Source organism: Flavobacterium sp. J372 (assembly GCF_024699965.1).
Lineage (GTDB): Bacteria > Bacteroidota > Bacteroidia > Flavobacteriales > Flavobacteriaceae > Flavobacterium.
Genome location: NZ_JAJOMZ010000004.1, coordinates 2,583,623 through 2,599,145, shown reverse-complemented (window position 1 = coordinate 2,599,145; position 15,523 = coordinate 2,583,623). Strand labels below are relative to the sequence as shown.

At 41.4% G+C, this 15,523-nt stretch carries 18 protein-coding genes and 1 tRNA gene; 5 read left to right on the top strand and 14 right to left on the bottom strand.

What is annotated here, in order from left to right; genetic code table 11:
* Positions 1 to 32 precede the first annotated feature (32 nt).
* The 6 genes from LRS05_RS12875 to LRS05_RS12850 form a co-directional block, all read right to left on the bottom strand.
* Positions 33 to 854, bottom strand: coding sequence for an SRPBCC family protein (locus tag LRS05_RS12875; protein ID WP_257868696.1), 822 nt, complete (start codon positions 852 to 854; stop codon positions 33 to 35).
* A gap of 142 nt (positions 855 to 996) precedes the next feature.
* Complete coding sequence (locus LRS05_RS12870) at positions 997 to 1,380, bottom strand: hypothetical protein (RefSeq protein WP_257868695.1); 384 nt, start codon at positions 1,378 to 1,380, stop codon at positions 997 to 999.
* Between the two features lie 4 nt (positions 1,381 to 1,384).
* On the bottom strand, positions 1,385 to 2,695 hold the full coding sequence (gene murA, locus LRS05_RS12865) for a UDP-N-acetylglucosamine 1-carboxyvinyltransferase (protein ID WP_257868694.1): 1,311 nt from the start codon (positions 2,693 to 2,695) through the stop codon (positions 1,385 to 1,387).
* A gap of 7 nt (positions 2,696 to 2,702) precedes the next feature.
* Positions 2,703 to 3,431, bottom strand: coding sequence for a DUF4290 domain-containing protein (locus LRS05_RS12860; RefSeq protein WP_257868693.1), 729 nt, complete (start codon positions 3,429 to 3,431; stop codon positions 2,703 to 2,705).
* 8 nt (positions 3,432 to 3,439) lie between these two features.
* Positions 3,440 to 3,724, bottom strand: coding sequence for a DUF493 domain-containing protein (locus LRS05_RS12855; protein WP_257868692.1), 285 nt, complete (start codon positions 3,722 to 3,724; stop codon positions 3,440 to 3,442).
* 86 nt (positions 3,725 to 3,810) lie between these two features.
* Positions 3,811 to 4,137 (bottom strand): hypothetical protein, encoded by a 327-nt coding sequence (locus LRS05_RS12850; RefSeq protein ID WP_257868691.1) that lies wholly within the window; start codon positions 4,135 to 4,137, stop codon positions 3,811 to 3,813.
* Positions 4,138 to 4,316: 179 nt separating this feature from the next.
* Here LRS05_RS12850 and LRS05_RS12845 point away from each other — a divergent pair, with 179 nt between their 5' ends.
* The 4 genes from LRS05_RS12845 (at position 4,317) to LRS05_RS12830 (ending at position 6,313) form a co-directional block, all read left to right on the top strand.
* Positions 4,317 to 4,619, top strand: coding sequence for a hypothetical protein (locus LRS05_RS12845; protein WP_257868690.1), 303 nt, complete (start codon positions 4,317 to 4,319; stop codon positions 4,617 to 4,619).
* A 92-nt stretch (positions 4,620 to 4,711) separates the two neighbouring features.
* On the top strand, positions 4,712 to 5,641 hold the full coding sequence (locus LRS05_RS12840; protein ID WP_257868689.1) for a 1-phosphofructokinase family hexose kinase: 930 nt from the start codon (positions 4,712 to 4,714) through the stop codon (positions 5,639 to 5,641).
* 203 nt (positions 5,642 to 5,844) lie between these two features.
* Entirely contained in the window at positions 5,845 to 6,069 is a 225-nt protein-coding gene (locus LRS05_RS12835) for a hypothetical protein (protein ID WP_257868688.1), read from the top strand.
* 4 nt (positions 6,070 to 6,073) lie between these two features.
* The gene (locus LRS05_RS12830) at positions 6,074 to 6,313 is read left to right on the top strand and encodes a hypothetical protein (protein WP_257868687.1); all 240 of its coding nucleotides are present in this window, start codon (positions 6,074 to 6,076) and stop codon (positions 6,311 to 6,313) included.
* A gap of 190 nt (positions 6,314 to 6,503) precedes the next feature.
* On the opposite strand, the gene LRS05_RS12825 is transcribed toward LRS05_RS12830, so the two are convergent.
* From LRS05_RS12825 to LRS05_RS12810, 4 genes are all read right to left on the bottom strand, one after another.
* Entirely contained in the window at positions 6,504 to 7,004 is a 501-nt protein-coding gene (locus LRS05_RS12825; RefSeq protein ID WP_257868686.1) for a hypothetical protein, read from the bottom strand.
* 229 nt (positions 7,005 to 7,233) lie between these two features.
* Complete coding sequence (locus tag LRS05_RS12820) at positions 7,234 to 8,835, bottom strand: DUF6770 family protein (protein ID WP_257868685.1); 1,602 nt, start codon at positions 8,833 to 8,835, stop codon at positions 7,234 to 7,236.
* Positions 8,836 to 8,840: 5 nt separating this feature from the next.
* Positions 8,841 to 10,136: a M48 family metalloprotease gene (locus LRS05_RS12815; RefSeq protein ID WP_257868684.1), complete on the bottom strand. Its 1,296-nt coding sequence runs from the start codon at positions 10,134 to 10,136 to the stop codon at positions 8,841 to 8,843.
* Between the two features lie 88 nt (positions 10,137 to 10,224).
* Positions 10,225 to 10,299: transfer RNA gene (locus LRS05_RS12810), tRNA-Pro, on the bottom strand.
* Between the two features lie 190 nt (positions 10,300 to 10,489).
* Here LRS05_RS12810 and trxB point away from each other — a divergent pair.
* Positions 10,490 to 11,443, top strand: a complete 954-nt coding sequence (gene trxB, locus LRS05_RS12805; protein WP_257868683.1) for a thioredoxin-disulfide reductase — start codon at positions 10,490 to 10,492, stop codon at positions 11,441 to 11,443.
* 183 nt (positions 11,444 to 11,626) lie between these two features.
* Here trxB and LRS05_RS12800 read toward each other — a convergent pair whose 3' ends face one another.
* The 4 genes from LRS05_RS12800 to LRS05_RS12785 all read right to left on the bottom strand — a co-directional run bounded on the left by LRS05_RS12800 (position 11,627) and on the right by LRS05_RS12785 (position 15,521).
* Positions 11,627 to 12,460 (bottom strand): DUF2807 domain-containing protein, encoded by an 834-nt coding sequence (locus LRS05_RS12800; RefSeq protein ID WP_257868682.1) that lies wholly within the window; start codon positions 12,458 to 12,460, stop codon positions 11,627 to 11,629.
* Positions 12,461 to 12,530: 70 nt separating this feature from the next.
* The gene (locus LRS05_RS12795) at positions 12,531 to 13,004 is read right to left on the bottom strand and encodes a nuclear transport factor 2 family protein (RefSeq protein ID WP_257868681.1); all 474 of its coding nucleotides are present in this window, start codon (positions 13,002 to 13,004) and stop codon (positions 12,531 to 12,533) included.
* A gap of 46 nt (positions 13,005 to 13,050) precedes the next feature.
* Positions 13,051 to 13,782: a head GIN domain-containing protein gene (locus LRS05_RS12790; protein ID WP_257868680.1), complete on the bottom strand. Its 732-nt coding sequence runs from the start codon at positions 13,780 to 13,782 to the stop codon at positions 13,051 to 13,053.
* 26 nt (positions 13,783 to 13,808) lie between these two features.
* Positions 13,809 to 15,521: a PspC domain-containing protein gene (locus tag LRS05_RS12785; RefSeq protein ID WP_257868679.1), complete on the bottom strand. Its 1,713-nt coding sequence runs from the start codon at positions 15,519 to 15,521 to the stop codon at positions 13,809 to 13,811.
* Positions 15,522 to 15,523 lie beyond the last annotated feature (2 nt).

Below are 15,523 nucleotides of genomic sequence, written 5' to 3'. Positions count from 1 at the left end.
TATAATGCGGCTTTTATTGTTTTTAGGAACGCTTAGTTCCCTGCACTGCTGCCTCCCTCAATATAGGCTTTAAATCCGTCAATATCTTTCTGCAGCATGCTTTCAAACACAGGGGTTAACATTTTGGCTGCAACTTCACCGGCAGCTCCCAGTGGTGCGTGGTAAGAAATTGTCACTTCAATATCTGTAGAAGTACCGTTGTCTGTAAATCGTACTTTACCTGAATTGTTTATTGTAGAACCCGGCATTGAGTGCCAGCTAAGAAGCTTGTTGGGTTCATCCATCAGTATTTCAGCCGTCCAGCCAATTGTACCAAGGCCACCCGGTATCCTTGCTTTCCATTCCGATTTATAATTGTCAATTACCGAAACACTGTGCAGGTGCTCCATAAAGAGTGGAAGGTTTTCAAGCTTGCGCCAGGCGTTATACACTTCGTTTACAGGCCTGTCAATTGTCTGGTTTTGAGTAATAGCTACATTACCTCCTGAAAGCTTTTTGCTGTGTGACAGCGCATCGTATGCAGGGCAGTAGCCGCTTATCCCGCGGAAAAGCATTGTGCCGGCTGTAAGGCCTTCAAGGGCTTTTTTGCCATTGCCATGGTTTTTCTTGAATGCGCGGTACAAAAGGTAAGAGCCGGCTGCCACCATCAAAATCCTTTCGGTAGTGCCTACGTTTACCCTAAGCCCCGGGATGACGCTTTTTTTGCCTTTGTGAAGGTATTGATCAGCTTCGGTAGAATTTGACACCGTTGCATAACGGTTAGGGTCGGTACCTGACGGGTCATATTTTGAGAAACTTAATTTGTCTGTACTATAGGCCTCCCTGCCTAAAGCCTGTTGTTTAATCGGTTCCATATAAGTTAGGTTTTGAAGTTTAATATGTTTAAAATTACTTTATAAACCCCTGTAGTACTACTAATTATATGATAAACTATTCTTAATAATGTTATAAAAAAAGCGCTCCGGACTGAAGCGCTTTTTTATTAAAGATATAATATTACTCCCAAACCAATTCGTCAACTCTCCATTGACCATTATGTTTTGTGAGATATACTGAAACGTCAATATCTTTTCGTGTGCCGTCAACGCTGATGTCAAAATTTGCCTCACCATCATTATTGTGCGTGGATACTGATCCGGTTGATAGAGAAATTGCTTCAATTCCACCTGTAATTGTTTGAATTTCATGGCTTTTATGAATTTCTTGTTCAGCAGTCTTGAATGCATCGGTAGATTTAAGCCCGAATGAAACCAAAAATACGAAGGCAGTAACAGCAATTGCCAGACCAATAATTACTAATGCAATGAGCTTATAATTTCTTTTACGAATTTTGCGGTTTGCTTCAAGAATTTCTTGTGGAAAATTATATGGATTTTTCATTCTCTTAATCCAGCCTTTCTATTTTAGCTCCAAGTACCCTAAGCCTCTCGTCAATCCTTTCATAACCGCGGTCTATCTGGTCGCCGTTTTGGATGGTGCTTGTACCCTTAGCTGAAAGTGCAGCAATAAGCATTGACACACCCGCCCTTATATCAGGAGACGACATTGTAATGCCTTTGAGCTGCGACTTAAAGTCGTGGCCTATTACCACAGCCCTGTGCGGGTCACATAGCATTATTTTAGCGCCCATATCTATAAGCCTGTCAACAAAGAATAGTCGGCTCTCAAACATCTTCTGGTGGATGAGTACACTACCGCGTGCCTGTGTAGCTACTACCAGTACAATGCTTAGCAGGTCAGGGGTGAAGCCCGGCCATGGTGCATCTGCAATGGTAAGTACAGAACCGTCAATGTAATTTTGTATCTCGTAACCATCTGTATGTGCAGGAATGTAAATATCATCGCCTTTCCGCTCTAGGGTTATACCCAGCTTGCGGAAGGTATTAGGTATAATGCCCAGGTTGTCCCAGCTAACATTCTTGATGGTGATTTCGCTGCGTGTCATGGCTGCAAGGCCAATCCAGCTTCCTATCTCAATCATGTCGGGCAATATCCTGTGTTCGCAACCGCCAAGCTTTTCAACACCTTCAATATGAAGCATGTTTGAGCCAACGCCTGTAATTTTTGCGCCCATGCTGTTCAGCATGTTGCACAGCTGCTGCAGGTAAGGTTCACACGCTGCGTTATATATGGTAGTTTTACCTTCGGCGAGCACGGCAGCCATTACAATGTTGGCAGTACCGGTGACAGATGCCTCATCAAGCAGCATGTATGCGCCCTTCAGTTTGTCGGCTTCAACACCGTAAAAATATTCTTCTTTATTATAGCGGAACTTTGCACCCAGGTTTATAAAACCTTCAAAGTGTGTATCTAGCCTTCTGCGGCCTATTTTATCACCGCCCGGCTTAGGTATATAACCCTTGCCAAAACGTGCCAGCAGGGGCCCTACAATCATTATAGAGCCACGCAGCGCTTTACCCTCTTCTTTAAAGGCATCGCTCTGCAGGTAATCCATATTCACTTCGTCCGCCTGGAAACTGTAAGCGCCATGGCCCAGTTTTTCAACCTTCACACCCAGGTTTTTAAGCAGGGTGATAAGCTTATTGACATCAATAATGTCAGGTATATTGGTAATCGTTACTTTTTCAGCTGTAAGCAGTGGTGTACAAAGTACCTGCAATGCTTCATTTTTAGCGCCCTGCGGGGTTATCTCTCCTTTTAATTGTGTTCCTCCTTCAATTCTGAATGTTCCCATGAAAACGTTACTGGTTAGGGTTTTTTCGGTTATTTTTATTGTTCTGGTTCTGGTTTCTCATGCCGGTATTCTGGCGTTGCATTTTTTGGCGCGGGTTGTTGTTCCCAGGATTATTGAACTGCATTTTGTTAGAAACTTTCTTGTTCACCTTCATCAGGTCGGTTGAGTTTGAAAGCTCTTCATCGGTTAGCTGCAGGTTTATCTTCCCGCCCGAAAGCTCATACAGGTGTTCAAATATAACTTCGTCTTTCACAGTGTCCTTATTCCAGCTGAGATATGATTTCTTCATATGGTTGGCAATCACCATGATAAGGGCGTTTTTCATGTCACCGTCCTCCCATTTCAGGGCAACATCAATCATATATTTAATATTATTGCCGTAAAACCTGTATTTCGGGAAATTTTGCGGATAAGCCAGCCTTTCAGGCTTTTGTGCCAGCAATTCACGTGAGGGGATAGGGTAGGGTGAATCGACTTCAAGCTTAAAATCACTCATAATAAACAGCTGATCCCATAGTTTATGCTGAAAATCAGGGACATCACGCAGGTGCGGGTTTAGGCTGCCCATTACTGTAATTATATATTTTGCCGCCTTGTTGCGTTCTTCACGGTCTTCAAGCGCTACCGCCTGCTCAATTAGTTTTTGCAGGTGGCGGCCATATTCAGGAATGATAAGGTGCGGCCTTTCGGCATTGTATTCCAGGTGTGTAACCGCTTCTTCCGGGGTAAATTGCATAGTTGTTGTTATAATGATATTATGCCTTCAATCTCCGAAAGCTCCAGATATTTATCAATAACGCTTTGTGCGCTTTCCATTTTCACATTTATTGAAACGCTGGTGTACTTGCCTGTTTTTGACTGCGTTGTCTCAATTACGGCACCCATGCGGTCAAATGAATCTTCTATCTGTAAAACCTTCTGATTGTCTGAGGGCACTATAAATTTAAATAAATATTCTGCCGGCCAAAGGGTTGAGTTGGTAAGCTCTTCTTTAAGCCGTGCGTAAAATTCCTCTGTTTTCTTATCCATCTATCATTAAAAATAAACGCAAATATACGGTTTTATGCGTTGCAGAGTGAATGCAGATAAATGGCCGTAGATAAATCTTTAAAAATTTAAATAAAATACCACACAACAACAGAAATTATTGAAAAACATAAAGCTATGTAGTAGGAAATTCTTACAAAAAATATAAGCTTAAGGTGACTTTTAAAGAGCCTGAGTACAAACATAAGCAATGCACCCATTATTAAATTGATGAATAATGTAGGTAAAACAGTGGTAATAATTATGGTATTGTAATCTTCATAAATGTAGTAAAACAATAATGAAAGCAGTATGGTAAACAATGGCAGCCAGATAAAGTAAAGCGCTGCAAGCACATGAAAGGCTATATGTTTCGTATCAATTTTATTCATGTAATTCAGAACGTCAAAAAGCATGCAAAAATTACTTTGGAACTGTAAAACACTCTATAAACTTTTTATTTATTAATTGAATATAAACATTTTATGAAATTTTTGTTACAAATATTTGGTTACTGCAACAGAATATACATATTTTTAACCCTCCAAATTTGGTGCCCTCCAAATATATTGTTGAATTTAATTTACTGATGTTTATGAAGTTATCAGATCTTAAAGAATGGCTGAACAGTTTACCTGCGGAAGAGCTTGAAAAAGACCTTATGTATAACGCACTTGATTACGGACTGACGGGGAATGTTGGCGAAATTAGGCGCAGTGATGAGAATCTATACTTTGTAGGCGACGACCCTGTAATGCTTCATACGAAAAAAGAACTTAAACAGCGTGGATTTTCCGATAGGGAAATATCTCATTTTGATGTGGAAATTCCGAAGGGATGTTATTACATTGAACTTAACAATGAATATAGCATACTCGAACGCTTCTCTTACAGGTAGGCATAAGTGCAGGATTTAAGAAATCGTTAACATTTATTTTTTCGCTTCGCGGTTTCATATCGGTAAATTAGCTATCAATCTAAAATATCGATATGAGTCAAACAATTCTTACCCTCACATTAAATCCTGCAGTAGATAAAAGCACAACCATAGACAGCCTCAAGCCCGATAAAAAGCTCAGGTGTGAAAAACCTGTTTATGAGGCGGGCGGCGGCGGTATAAATGTGTCGCGCGGGTTGGTAAGACTTGGGATATCTTCTACAGCGTTTTTTACAAGCGGAGGGCCGGCAGGCAACAGGCTTCAACAACTTCTTGATGAGGAAGGTGTAAAAGCGATGCCTTTCCCGGTAAAAAGCGAAACACGCGAAAACTTTATGGTAGTGGCAACAAACGGTAATGACCAATACCGCTTTGGCATGCCCGGCAGCGAATTGAATGCTGATGAAGCTGAGGGTATAATTAAAGCTATTGACAGCTGCAACCCGGAAATAGCAGTGATAAGCGGTAGCCTGCCGCCCGGCTTTGAACCGAAACAAATGCGCACAATCATTAAAAACCTTAAAAGCAAGGGCGCAAAAGTCATAATCGACACTTCGGGCGAGGCTCTGCAAGAATCGCTGAGTGAGGGCGTATACCTGGCTAAGCCGAATCTGGGTGAGCTGGCAAAGCTGGTGGGTGTTGACGAACTGCATAACGATGATGCCGATGACGCAGCAAAAGAACTAATCAATAAAGGTATGGCTGAAATGATTGTGGTTTCTATGGGGCCGCAGGGTGCCTATCTGGTAACTAAAGATAAAACTATACATATACCGGCGCCATCAGTTAAAAAACGCACCACGGTAGGGGCGGGTGATAGTATGGTGGCGGGTATTGTCGCGATGATGGCTAAAGGTGAAGGCGAACTTGCAATGGCGCGTATGGGTGTAGCCTGCGGTACTGCGGCAACGATGAGCACAGGTACCGGATTGTTTAAAAAGGAAGATGTGGAAAGGCTGTACCGGTGGCTGGCAAAGTTGTAAAGTTATAAGTCATAAAGTCGAATAGTCGAATAATCGAGTAATCGGTTAGTCAATGACCGGATAGTCTGAAAGTCGAAGAATCGAAACGGTCGGAGAATCAAAGCGGTTGAATAATCTAACGATTTATTGGCATTTCCTTACAAAAATTTTAAGGGTTTAATGTTCAAATTTGTAACACTAACCAACCAATTAAAATTACTGCCATGAAAAAAAACATTGACCTAGCTACTATCAAAAATTTTATCCTTACCAATGCCCTTAACGAAAATGTGATGCTGATGCTTCACCCGTCAAATTTCGCCAAGCTTGCTAAAACAGGTACAAAAACTATAAAATCACTTTGTGTAAACGGTATCAATATTATTGCCGATAATAATGGTGAAGTTAGCGAGGGTGAGATTGATGTGCTTGAAATCAAATTCAACTAAGGCTATGAAAACGGTGATTAACTATGAAGCTATGCACGAGTTTGTGCTTGAAAACAGCCTTACCGAAAATGATGCGATAATGCTTCATCCGCAGGATTATGACACTGTTGCAACAGAATTTATAATCGAAAATAACCTGATGATGTATCGCCCGGTAGAAATTCTGGGTACCAGGATACTCGAAGATACCAGCGGAGAAGTAAAGAGACATAGTATTTTTGTGATGCCGCTAGCCGCATCTTAAAAAGCTTTCCACACATCTGACTAAACTGAAAGCTACCTCAATTGGGGTAGTTTTTTTATATCATCAAGAATTATCAGGCTAACTATTGCCTAATCTGTTGTAGTGAGCTAAGTCGCTTCAATGGTAGTAAGGGCTAATAAAAAGGCCTCCGGATTGTTCCGGAAGCCCAGGGGTATTTACAATGAAAATCTTAATTTGATGTCAGTGCATTGCCTGTTGAAGTTATAGGGTCTGCAGAAAATACGCTGCTCAGGTAATTGTTCAGGCAGTCAAAATCACCTTTGGTTTTGTCGTCACTTTTTACCGCCCCATTATATACGTAATATTTTTCGCAGGGGTTGGCTACAATGCGGGTTTGCATTGGGCCATATTTCTCAATAAATTTCAGGTTACTTACTTTTACGGTGTACGAGTCGGGGTTAACAATAATAAGAAAATCAAACTTAGTATTGTTTTTCATCAGTCCGCTTCCGCCGTCGCATGAGTTTTTAATTTCATTGCCACTCCCTTTAAAAACGTTATCCATAAAGGTGCCCACTTTCAGGTTTGGCTCTTTTTCAAGCAGGGCAACAATATTCGCATTATTAGCAGGGAACGTGCGCTCCCATACCAAATTTCCGTTGTTTGATTTAAAGCCGTCCTGCGCAAAAGCAGCGCCGGCAAATAGCAGGGTAAAGAGTAACTTTTTCATGGCTGTAGTGTTTTATTCGTTTCCGTATTATAAAATTACGACCGCTTTGCTACCTGAAGAAGAAATTTTAGGTATTTACCATTAGTTTAATACATAGGCTTAAATGTTGGTTAAGAAAGTGTTGTAAAACCCTGAAAAATAAGGATTTTGTTAACGTAAAAAGTATAGTACAAATAAAATAAAAAAGGCCGGGCAAGTGCCCGGCCCTTTCATAAATATCGTTGGGTGATTAGTAATTTATTTTTTCAAGCCTCATTTCTGCCTCGTCAGTTTTCTCATTAACCTCGAGCAATCTTACATAGCCATTTTTTGCCAGGCTTGGGTATATCTTTAAATTTTCTCCATATAATGGCAACTTTTCTTCGCCATACTGCCCGTCAACATTTGAAATTATACCCAGTGTCCAAAGCGGCTTCTTAGTTACAGCCCTGCGGCTGCCCTCGCGGTCATTTATACGGTAATACAATGCAAAGTCGCCATTTTTATTTAGCTTTTGGTCATATTTATAATCAAAATAGCCGTAATTCCTCATACCTATTATTGACAGTCCATTGGGCACCTGTACTGTATTATCTTTTTCAATAGTTTTATTATAGGCAATATTGCCCTGCTGGTCAAACTCAACAAGGTACATATTTTTAAGCTCGGCAAAAACTTTAGGATTGTTCCCAAAGGTAACCGGCGTTTTTATGGAATAAGCCTCAAGCACCAAAAGTACATTGCCCTTTGGAGTAACAATAAAATCCTGCGCCAGAAGTGTAGTGCCGTCATCCAGCTTTCCAAATTCTGTGGTTCCTGGTATTGCAGGTGTAAGGTTTTTCCAAAGCATCTGTACGCGGTTAACCTCAGTAAAAGGCTGCCTGCTGTATGTTAGCTGCATATAACCTTTACTCTTTTCCTTTTGGTCATAGGCATTCATAAAAAAATATATTTTATCTTTTGTTACTGTAGCCCTGCTCAGGTTTATATCATATATCTTGTCATTAAATTTTGCTTCGCCAAGCAGTTCGCCTGTTTTAATGTCATAAGCAACAACACTTTTTGTTTCAAGCCCCTCTTTTTTAATCATCGTAACTTTTTTCAGCAACAATATATTGGGGTCAGAGTCTAGATATTCATATTTGCACGCTGTTTTTCCGTCAGTATTTATATCTTTTGCCCAAACTTCTTTCAGGTCACGGTTCAGTATCGCAAAACGCTTTACCGACTTCTGCCTCCTAAAGTCAAAATTCAACGGGTTGCTTATTGCAGCCGCTTTTGGGTTATATTCCGGCGTTGCAAATGCTAGCAGGTACTGGCTGTTTGTTTTGGTAAGCTTTTGCAGGTCCCAGAAATCTTCAAAATTCATTTTGTAGCCTGCCTTATATTCAAATTCTTTTTTGGTAAAGCTTTCAAATTTGTATTCTTTTGAGAAGGTAAAATCGTCAAGGTTAAGGTTAATATATCTATAGTTGAAATCTGAAATCAGATCATACGCATTTACGTTCTGCAGTTGGTCATTTACCGAAATAATAAGGCGATTGCCAATTTTCTTTACAAAACTCAGCTCGGTATATGTCCTGGCCATCCAGGTTTTAAAAGCAGCCTGCACCAGGCTTATAGATGTAAGCTTATTTAGGTTTTTGTCTAGCACCACATATTCAAGCTGGAACACTTCGCGGCTCTGGCGGTCTTTTTCATACAAAAGGCAATAGCCAAAAACATCATCGCCCTCTTCTTCCATTATCACTGCCGAGTCAATGAATTTACCTGAAGATAACTGGCTGAGTTTTTGTACCTGTGCACCCGCGCTCATGCAGGTAAGTAAAATTGCAATAATAAATTGTTTCATTTTTATTAGTTTGAATATTGGTTTATGATTTGTGTCATCTCACTTTTGCGCAGCTGCCTTAAAAATGAGAGAAATGTGTTGTAGCTGTTAGAGTAACGCGGATTTACAGTATCAACATACTTGTTCATTGTGTAATTTTTCTGCGCTTCCTGTATGCGCAGTAAATTTTTTTGCACCATTTGCTTCAGGTATACATCGCCCTCATTATCTTTTAGCAGCAGTAAAGTCTCATATAGTGATTTACCATATTCTTTAAGCACATACAGCCCCAGTAATTGGTCATATTTTGCCTGCAGCGCTACCTCTTTGTAAGCATTGTCGGTCAATTGGCTTCCGTCAGTCTTAATGCCGAAGAGGGCTGCAAGGCGTTGTGACCTGTGGTTGCAGTCTGGGTGTGTTTTAAGCGAATCTACCTGCCAGAACTTTGGGTTTTTGTCATATTTATATCCATTTATTTCGTCATTAGCAAGCCATTCAGGTTTAAAAGGTTGACTTGCTGATGAAAACAGCCTTTCAAAATCTTTAGGCTGCAGTGAATCTTTTTCCTTATCAATATGCTCAAGCGTGCCGAAACTTTTAACGGCAATAGCTTCTTTCCCGGCAAAGGCGTTTCGGTACAATACAAACCCCAGCGAATCGGCCTGAAATTCTACTTCGCGCCTCTTCTTTCTGTTACCATATATAATTTGTTTGTACAACCCCGATGCGCCTTCTCCTTTATTGTATTTTCTTTTTTCAATTTCACGTGTTTGCTTAGCAATTTCACTACTGCCCATCATTTGCGAATATTCTTTAAGGCCATTTTGCGGATGGTTAAGCAGGTTGTGCGCTAGTTCATGGCACAATACAAAGGCTATCTCGTGTTCTTTGGTAAGGTGTGAAAAAAGGGGGAGGTGTATAATTACAAAGCCATCACCAATGGCATATGCATTTGGAGCTTCATCAAATGAAAGCAGGATTTTGGTTGATGCCAGGGCTGTAAACTGCGGGTTTGTTTCAACAATCTTACTAAAAAGGCTGTTTATTTTTTCTTCATAATATGCGGCCTTTACAAATGTACCCTCATCAATTTTCGCAATAAATTCAGAATTAACCTTCTCATACTGGCCTGCCATTGCTTTGCCTAGTTTTTTATCAGGCATGTTTTTGAAAGATGAAAGTGTTGCTGCTGTGCGCTCTCTATACAGGTTTTTTAAGCTGGTACGGTATGCAATATCTGCAGTATCTACTTGTATGCGTTTTGTAGGCTGAGCATACACAGAGATTAAGCTAAGTAATAAAAAGGTAATGATTCTTGCCATAACAGTTTGAATGGCAGTAAATATATCTAAAAAAATTATTTAGCAAAGATTTATAAAAAAATCCTTCCTGAAACAGGAAGGATTTTTGTCGGGGTGGCAGGATTCGAACCTGCGACCTCCTGGTCCCAAACCAGGCGCGATGACCGGGCTACGCTACACCCCGATTCTCTGTAAAGAGGGTGCAAATATACAACTTATTTTGACTTTTGAAAATATGCAGCAAATTATTTCAGTGAATTATACCCATGCAAAGTTACTTATCACCATATAAGTAAAACTAATCAACAACCTTCTGAAAATCTTTCAATAAAACTTACCTTTGTATCGCTTTACAAAACAAGTTTTAAAATACTATGTCTGATACAATCGAAAAAATAAAATGCCTGATCATTGGGTCAGGCCCTGCCGGCTATACAGCCGCAATATATGCCGCACGCGCCGATATGAAACCTGTTGTTTACACGGGTATGGAACCGGGCGGACAGCTTACCACTACTACAGAGGTTGACAACTTCCCCGGATATCCGCAGGGTATTGACGGGCCTACCATGATGATACAGTTACAGCAACAAGCTGAGCGTTTTGGTACGCAGGTGCGCATAGGCATGGCTACGGCAGTAGAATTTGCTACTGAAGCAGGCGGCTGGCACAAAGTGATTATTGATGGCAATAAGGAAGTTCACGCACAAACAGTTATTATTTCTACCGGAGCTACGGCAAAATACCTTGGCCTGCCAAGCGAGCAAAGGCTGCGCGGTGGGGGAGTATCTGCCTGTGCTGTGTGTGACGGTTTCTTTTACCGCGGGCAGGACGTAGCGATAGTCGGAGCCGGTGATACCGCTGCCGAAGAAGCTACTTATCTGGCCAACATCTGTAAAAGTGTGACAATGCTGGTACGTAAAGATTTTATGCGTGCCTCAAAAGCTATGCAGCACAGGGTTGAAAATACCCCTAACCTGAAAGTACTTTATAATACTGAAGTTGATGAGGTGCTTGGCGGGCAGGTGGTTGAAGGCCTGCGTATGGTAAATAACCAGACAGGTGAGAAGAGTGAGATTGCCATTACAGGCTTATTTATAGCAATAGGCCATAAGCCTAATACAGATATCTTTAAAGGCCAGCTTGATATGGACGAGACTGGTTACCTAATAACACAAGGCAAGACAACTAAAACCAACCTACCGGGTGTGTTTGCTTCCGGTGATGTTCAGGATAAAGAGTACCGCCAGGCTATTACCGCAGCAGGCTCCGGCTGTATGGCCGCCCTTGATGCCGAGCGCTACCTGGCAACTTTAGAGAACCACTAAGAAGTTTACAGTAGCAGTCACAGTATACAGTGGCAGTAATAGTAGTTTTCAGTCGCAGTCCCGGTTTTCAGTCGCAGTTTATTGTGATTGATACAATGACATAACCAAAAAAGCAGTATTCATATTAGATTTAATACTGCTTTTTTGGTTATACCAACTGACTACTGTGACTGCGACTCTAAACTATTGTTCTTTCTTATAAATCACCGCACTGTCAGCAAAATTAGGGATAGTAACTTTCGGCTTTCCGAGAAGCTGTACTTCAGCTTTACCAGTGGCAGATATTGCTATATTTTCAGTAGCCATAACGCTTGCCGTTGAATAACTTTCGGCAACCAGTTCCATATTTTTTACCGTAAAGCGCTTGCCGGTAAATGTCGCGTTATTGTCAACACGTATTTTAGCATTGGCTGCATCACCCTCAACAGCGGCTGTAGTTTTCTGGTAAAGATCTATTTTCACTTCGGTTGAGGCTATTAGCGCCTTAAGCTCTGCATTTTTGCTGATGTCAATGCTTGTGGTATCGCTCTTTACGTTGATTTCGGCCTTGGCCTTATCATTTAGCGAGAGTGTAAAATTTGGTGCCTTCACATTAAGGAAAGACTTCGAGTAGTCAACATTTTTTACAGTTACCGCCGGCATGTCAAGATCTGCCAGGGCATTGATTACGCTTTCATGCTTACCTGTTATGGTTTTTAAGTTGTCAGTGTATGTTATACGTACGCTTAGTTTTTTGTAACCGGTAACCTGTTTAGATGTCGCCAGGCGCAGCGTGGTGCCATACATTTCAGTTGTAATGCTCTCGTGAAGGTTGTCATCGGCCTCAATCTCTATAGCCTGTGTAGCGCCTTTTACCAAAAAGACTTCAATGTTGTCTTCTACTTCAAGGGCATCAAACGGCTGTGATTCTTTTTGAGTTACGGTAACAACTTTAGAGCCTTTTATTTTTTCCTTTTTTTGTGCAAACGCGCCCGCAGCCACAAACAGGCAAAGGCAGGCAATATAAAAATTCTTCATTTTGTGCTTGTAAAACATTGGTTAGCGCAAATATATAAAACACAAACGTACAGCATAATTTTTTAGTGCGCTATTTCGCCGGGCCGTGGCTGTAGCTCAGCACCCGCGTCACCTGCCATTTACCGTCTTTAAAGCGGCAAAGATGTGTAAACAAAGCGTGGCCATTGAGTGTTTCTTTACCATTTTCTGTGATGTAGAAAAGATGCTCACCTGTCATTATCGCGCCATAGTTATCCATCAGGTACACTTTTACAGATGATGGTAATAATTCCCGCCTTATTTTCCAGCCCGGCCTGCTGCATAGGTTATTTTTTGTTGCTTCGGCAAGGGCTTTCGCACCTAAAGTTACACCGCCTTTGTCATGGTAAAACTCCACATCTTCAGAAAAATATATCTTAACCGATTCTGTGTCGCATTTATTATAAGCATCAAATATGGCTTTATCAAGCGCTACAACATCCTTATACAACTGGCTTGTTACCGGTTCCTGGGCATAAGATTCCCCTGCCGCTAAAATGAGCAGCAACGCTATTATCTTTTTCATAAAAATTAAAGATTAAAAAAGCCCGCTGTTGCTGCGGGCTTTAAGTTTATTGTTGCGACACGCTTCCGCCTGATGAAACATCTTTACTAAGGTTTGCCGGCGTATTTACATATAGTATGCTGCCACCGCTTGAAGCGTTAGCATCAAGGTTATCAACGGCATTTACAATAGTAGTTCCGCCGCTTGATGCTTCAGCTTTTACTTTTGGTGATATCGCCCTTCCTGCGTCAACGGTAGCGCCGCTTGAAGTTTTGGCTTCGGCCTTCCCGGCCTTCCCGGTTATTTTTATGCTGCTTCCGCTGCTGGCCTCATAAGTAGCTTCTTCAGCATCAATTGATAGCTCAATATTACTTCCGCTGGAAGAATGGATCACCAGGCCTTCCGCTTTAAGTGTGCCCTTATTTTTTACCCTGGCGCTGGCAGATGATTCAATTTCTTTAACCGCAGGCACAACTACAGTAATTGTTTTCTTAGATGCTGAGTCAAAGTTTGCATCAGCGTCAATTACAAGCTGGCCGCCTTTTACTTCAGTTTTAATATGCTGCTGTATATTATCATCAGCTTCAACAGTTATGGCTCTCTGTGCACCCTGCACAATTATCACATCTATATCTCCTGAGGCTGAAATGGAATTGAACTCTGAACCGGCATTGCGCTGCTGGGTTATAATATTCCCGCTGCCGTCAACCCTTTTCATGTCAAGTCCGCAGGAAAAGAACATCATAGCTGTGATAATCACTGCAACAGCTTTCGCAAGATGTAAAATTACACGTATCATATTGGTTGTTTTTATTGGTTTAAATTTTATCTCCTCCTGGTTTTAGAACTCGTTTTTATGTTGATGCTGTCGTTCTTTATGTCAACCTTCAGGTTTACATTTTCATCTTCATAATTTATATTCCCGCCTTGTGAATGTATATGCTCATAGCTGTCATGCTCATTATCTTCATCATCATTCCGCTCTTCGGGGCAATTGAGGCATTTTACATTTTGCTTGCCCATCTCATAAATATACTGGTCATTATCAAACCACAGGTCGAAGAATGAGTTGTCAGTCATGTCATGGTACTGCATTTTGTTGTCCGGCTTAAACTTGGTTCCTTCAGGTAAGTAAAGATACACATTTACCTTTTGGTCGCGGAATTTATTTTCATTCCCAAGCAGCAGATAATCGTCAAGTATCAACTCATTACCAATTGCTTCATAGCCATATTTTATGCTTTCGGCCCTTTTGCGCGCATCTTTTAATGAGTTGCCCCAGGCCGATTTTTCAATTTTAACGTATGGCATGTCTTCATTGGTACGCTCCACATAAAAGTTTACGTCGCGTGAATAGATTATGCCGCGGCCGGTTGAGTCCTGTGTGAAACTGAAGTCACCATATTCGGAATAATCATCATTATTGCGGAATTTTACATAAAGGGTATCATTTTGTTCTACGTATAAGCCTTCACGTTTTGATGTCCTGCTTTCGGTGCTCACTTCGGTTGCCTGCTTAAGCCCAAAATAAACCAGTCCGGCTAAAGAGAGAATCCATACGGCAAGGAAGGTATATCGTGTAACTTGCCCAATCGGTTTAAGGTTGCTCACCAATATCTTAAGGCCAAGCAGGAACAAGAAGAATACAGGTATGCCTATGGCGAAGAAACCGAGCGTTGCAATTATCCACAGCGGGGTATCGGTATAATTCAGCACGTTCATGAACGGATACCAGGCCTGGTCGGGCATAGTATTAGAGAAACATACAAATATCAGCATCGCCAGCATGGTACCCAGCCAAACGGCAGTAACTACTACCAGTATGGCGCCTATTACTTTAGCAATAACCCTGAAGATAGCAGAAAATACGTCGCCTATGGCATTACCAACACGCTCAGCGCCTTTGCCTACCGTATTGCCAAACTTGTCATAGTCATAGTTGTTTATTCTTGAAGCAAGCTGGTCAATATCTTCCTTTACCTTTTTCTCAATGTTTGAGATATTGATGGGTTCACCCACCATTTCCAGTTTTTCGGTAGTTGTAACGGCCTTTGGTATTAATATCCACAGAAGCACATATACAATTGCAGACATTCCTCCTGTAAAAATAAGTGATGCAATGAAAATTATGCGCACCCACAGCGGATCTATCCTAAAGTAGTGGCCTATACCGGCACACACACCTGCAACTATGGCGCGGTCTCCGTCAAGGTAAAATTTCTTAACCGGAGGGGTCGGGTATGTATAGTTATAGCTTTTTTCCTGTGCAGGCTCATCGTCTATACAGTAGTCTTCGGGCTCGCCCATTACGGCAATCACCTCGTCAACCTCTTTTATGCCGGCTACCTGCTTGTCATTTTTAAGCATTTCAGAAAGAAGTTCTGCAATCCTGCCCTCAATGTCGTTCATTATCTCGTCTTTGCCGTCGGGCGAAAGCGATTTCCTGATCGCGTCAAAGTAGCGGTTCAGTTTCTGGTAGGCATCTTCATCTATATGGAAGAAAAGGCCTCCTAAATTTATACTTACTGTCTTGTTCATGG

Excerpts from the sequence above, each read along its gene's own strand:
- LRS05_RS12875 (WP_257868696.1), bottom strand. The coding sequence starts at position 854 with ATGGAACCGATTAAACAACAGGCTTTAGGCAGGGAGGCCTATAGTACA.
- LRS05_RS12870 (WP_257868695.1), bottom strand. The coding sequence starts at position 1,380 with ATGAAAAATCCATATAATTTTCCACAAGAAATTCTTGAAGCAAACCGC.
- murA (WP_257868694.1), bottom strand. The coding sequence starts at position 2,695 with ATGGGAACATTCAGAATTGAAGGAGGAACACAATTAAAAGGAGAGATA.
- LRS05_RS12860 (WP_257868693.1), bottom strand. The coding sequence starts at position 3,431 with ATGCAATTTACCCCGGAAGAAGCGGTTACACACCTGGAATACAATGCC.
- LRS05_RS12855 (WP_257868692.1), bottom strand. The coding sequence starts at position 3,724 with ATGGATAAGAAAACAGAGGAATTTTACGCACGGCTTAAAGAAGAGCTT.
- LRS05_RS12850 (WP_257868691.1), bottom strand. The coding sequence starts at position 4,137 with ATGCTTTTTGACGTTCTGAATTACATGAATAAAATTGATACGAAACAT.
- LRS05_RS12845 (WP_257868690.1), top strand. The coding sequence starts at position 4,317 with ATGAAGTTATCAGATCTTAAAGAATGGCTGAACAGTTTACCTGCGGAA.
- LRS05_RS12840 (WP_257868689.1), top strand. The coding sequence starts at position 4,712 with ATGAGTCAAACAATTCTTACCCTCACATTAAATCCTGCAGTAGATAAA.
- LRS05_RS12835 (WP_257868688.1), top strand. The coding sequence starts at position 5,845 with ATGAAAAAAAACATTGACCTAGCTACTATCAAAAATTTTATCCTTACC.
- LRS05_RS12830 (WP_257868687.1), top strand. The coding sequence starts at position 6,074 with ATGAAAACGGTGATTAACTATGAAGCTATGCACGAGTTTGTGCTTGAA.
- LRS05_RS12825 (WP_257868686.1), bottom strand. The coding sequence starts at position 7,004 with ATGAAAAAGTTACTCTTTACCCTGCTATTTGCCGGCGCTGCTTTTGCG.
- LRS05_RS12820 (WP_257868685.1), bottom strand. The coding sequence starts at position 8,835 with ATGAAACAATTTATTATTGCAATTTTACTTACCTGCATGAGCGCGGGT.
- LRS05_RS12815 (WP_257868684.1), bottom strand. The coding sequence starts at position 10,136 with ATGGCAAGAATCATTACCTTTTTATTACTTAGCTTAATCTCTGTGTAT.
- trxB (WP_257868683.1), top strand. The coding sequence starts at position 10,490 with ATGTCTGATACAATCGAAAAAATAAAATGCCTGATCATTGGGTCAGGC.
- LRS05_RS12800 (WP_257868682.1), bottom strand. The coding sequence starts at position 12,460 with ATGAAGAATTTTTATATTGCCTGCCTTTGCCTGTTTGTGGCTGCGGGC.
- LRS05_RS12795 (WP_257868681.1), bottom strand. The coding sequence starts at position 13,004 with ATGAAAAAGATAATAGCGTTGCTGCTCATTTTAGCGGCAGGGGAATCT.
- LRS05_RS12790 (WP_257868680.1), bottom strand. The coding sequence starts at position 13,782 with ATGATACGTGTAATTTTACATCTTGCGAAAGCTGTTGCAGTGATTATC.
- LRS05_RS12785 (WP_257868679.1), bottom strand. The coding sequence starts at position 15,521 with ATGAACAAGACAGTAAGTATAAATTTAGGAGGCCTTTTCTTCCATATA.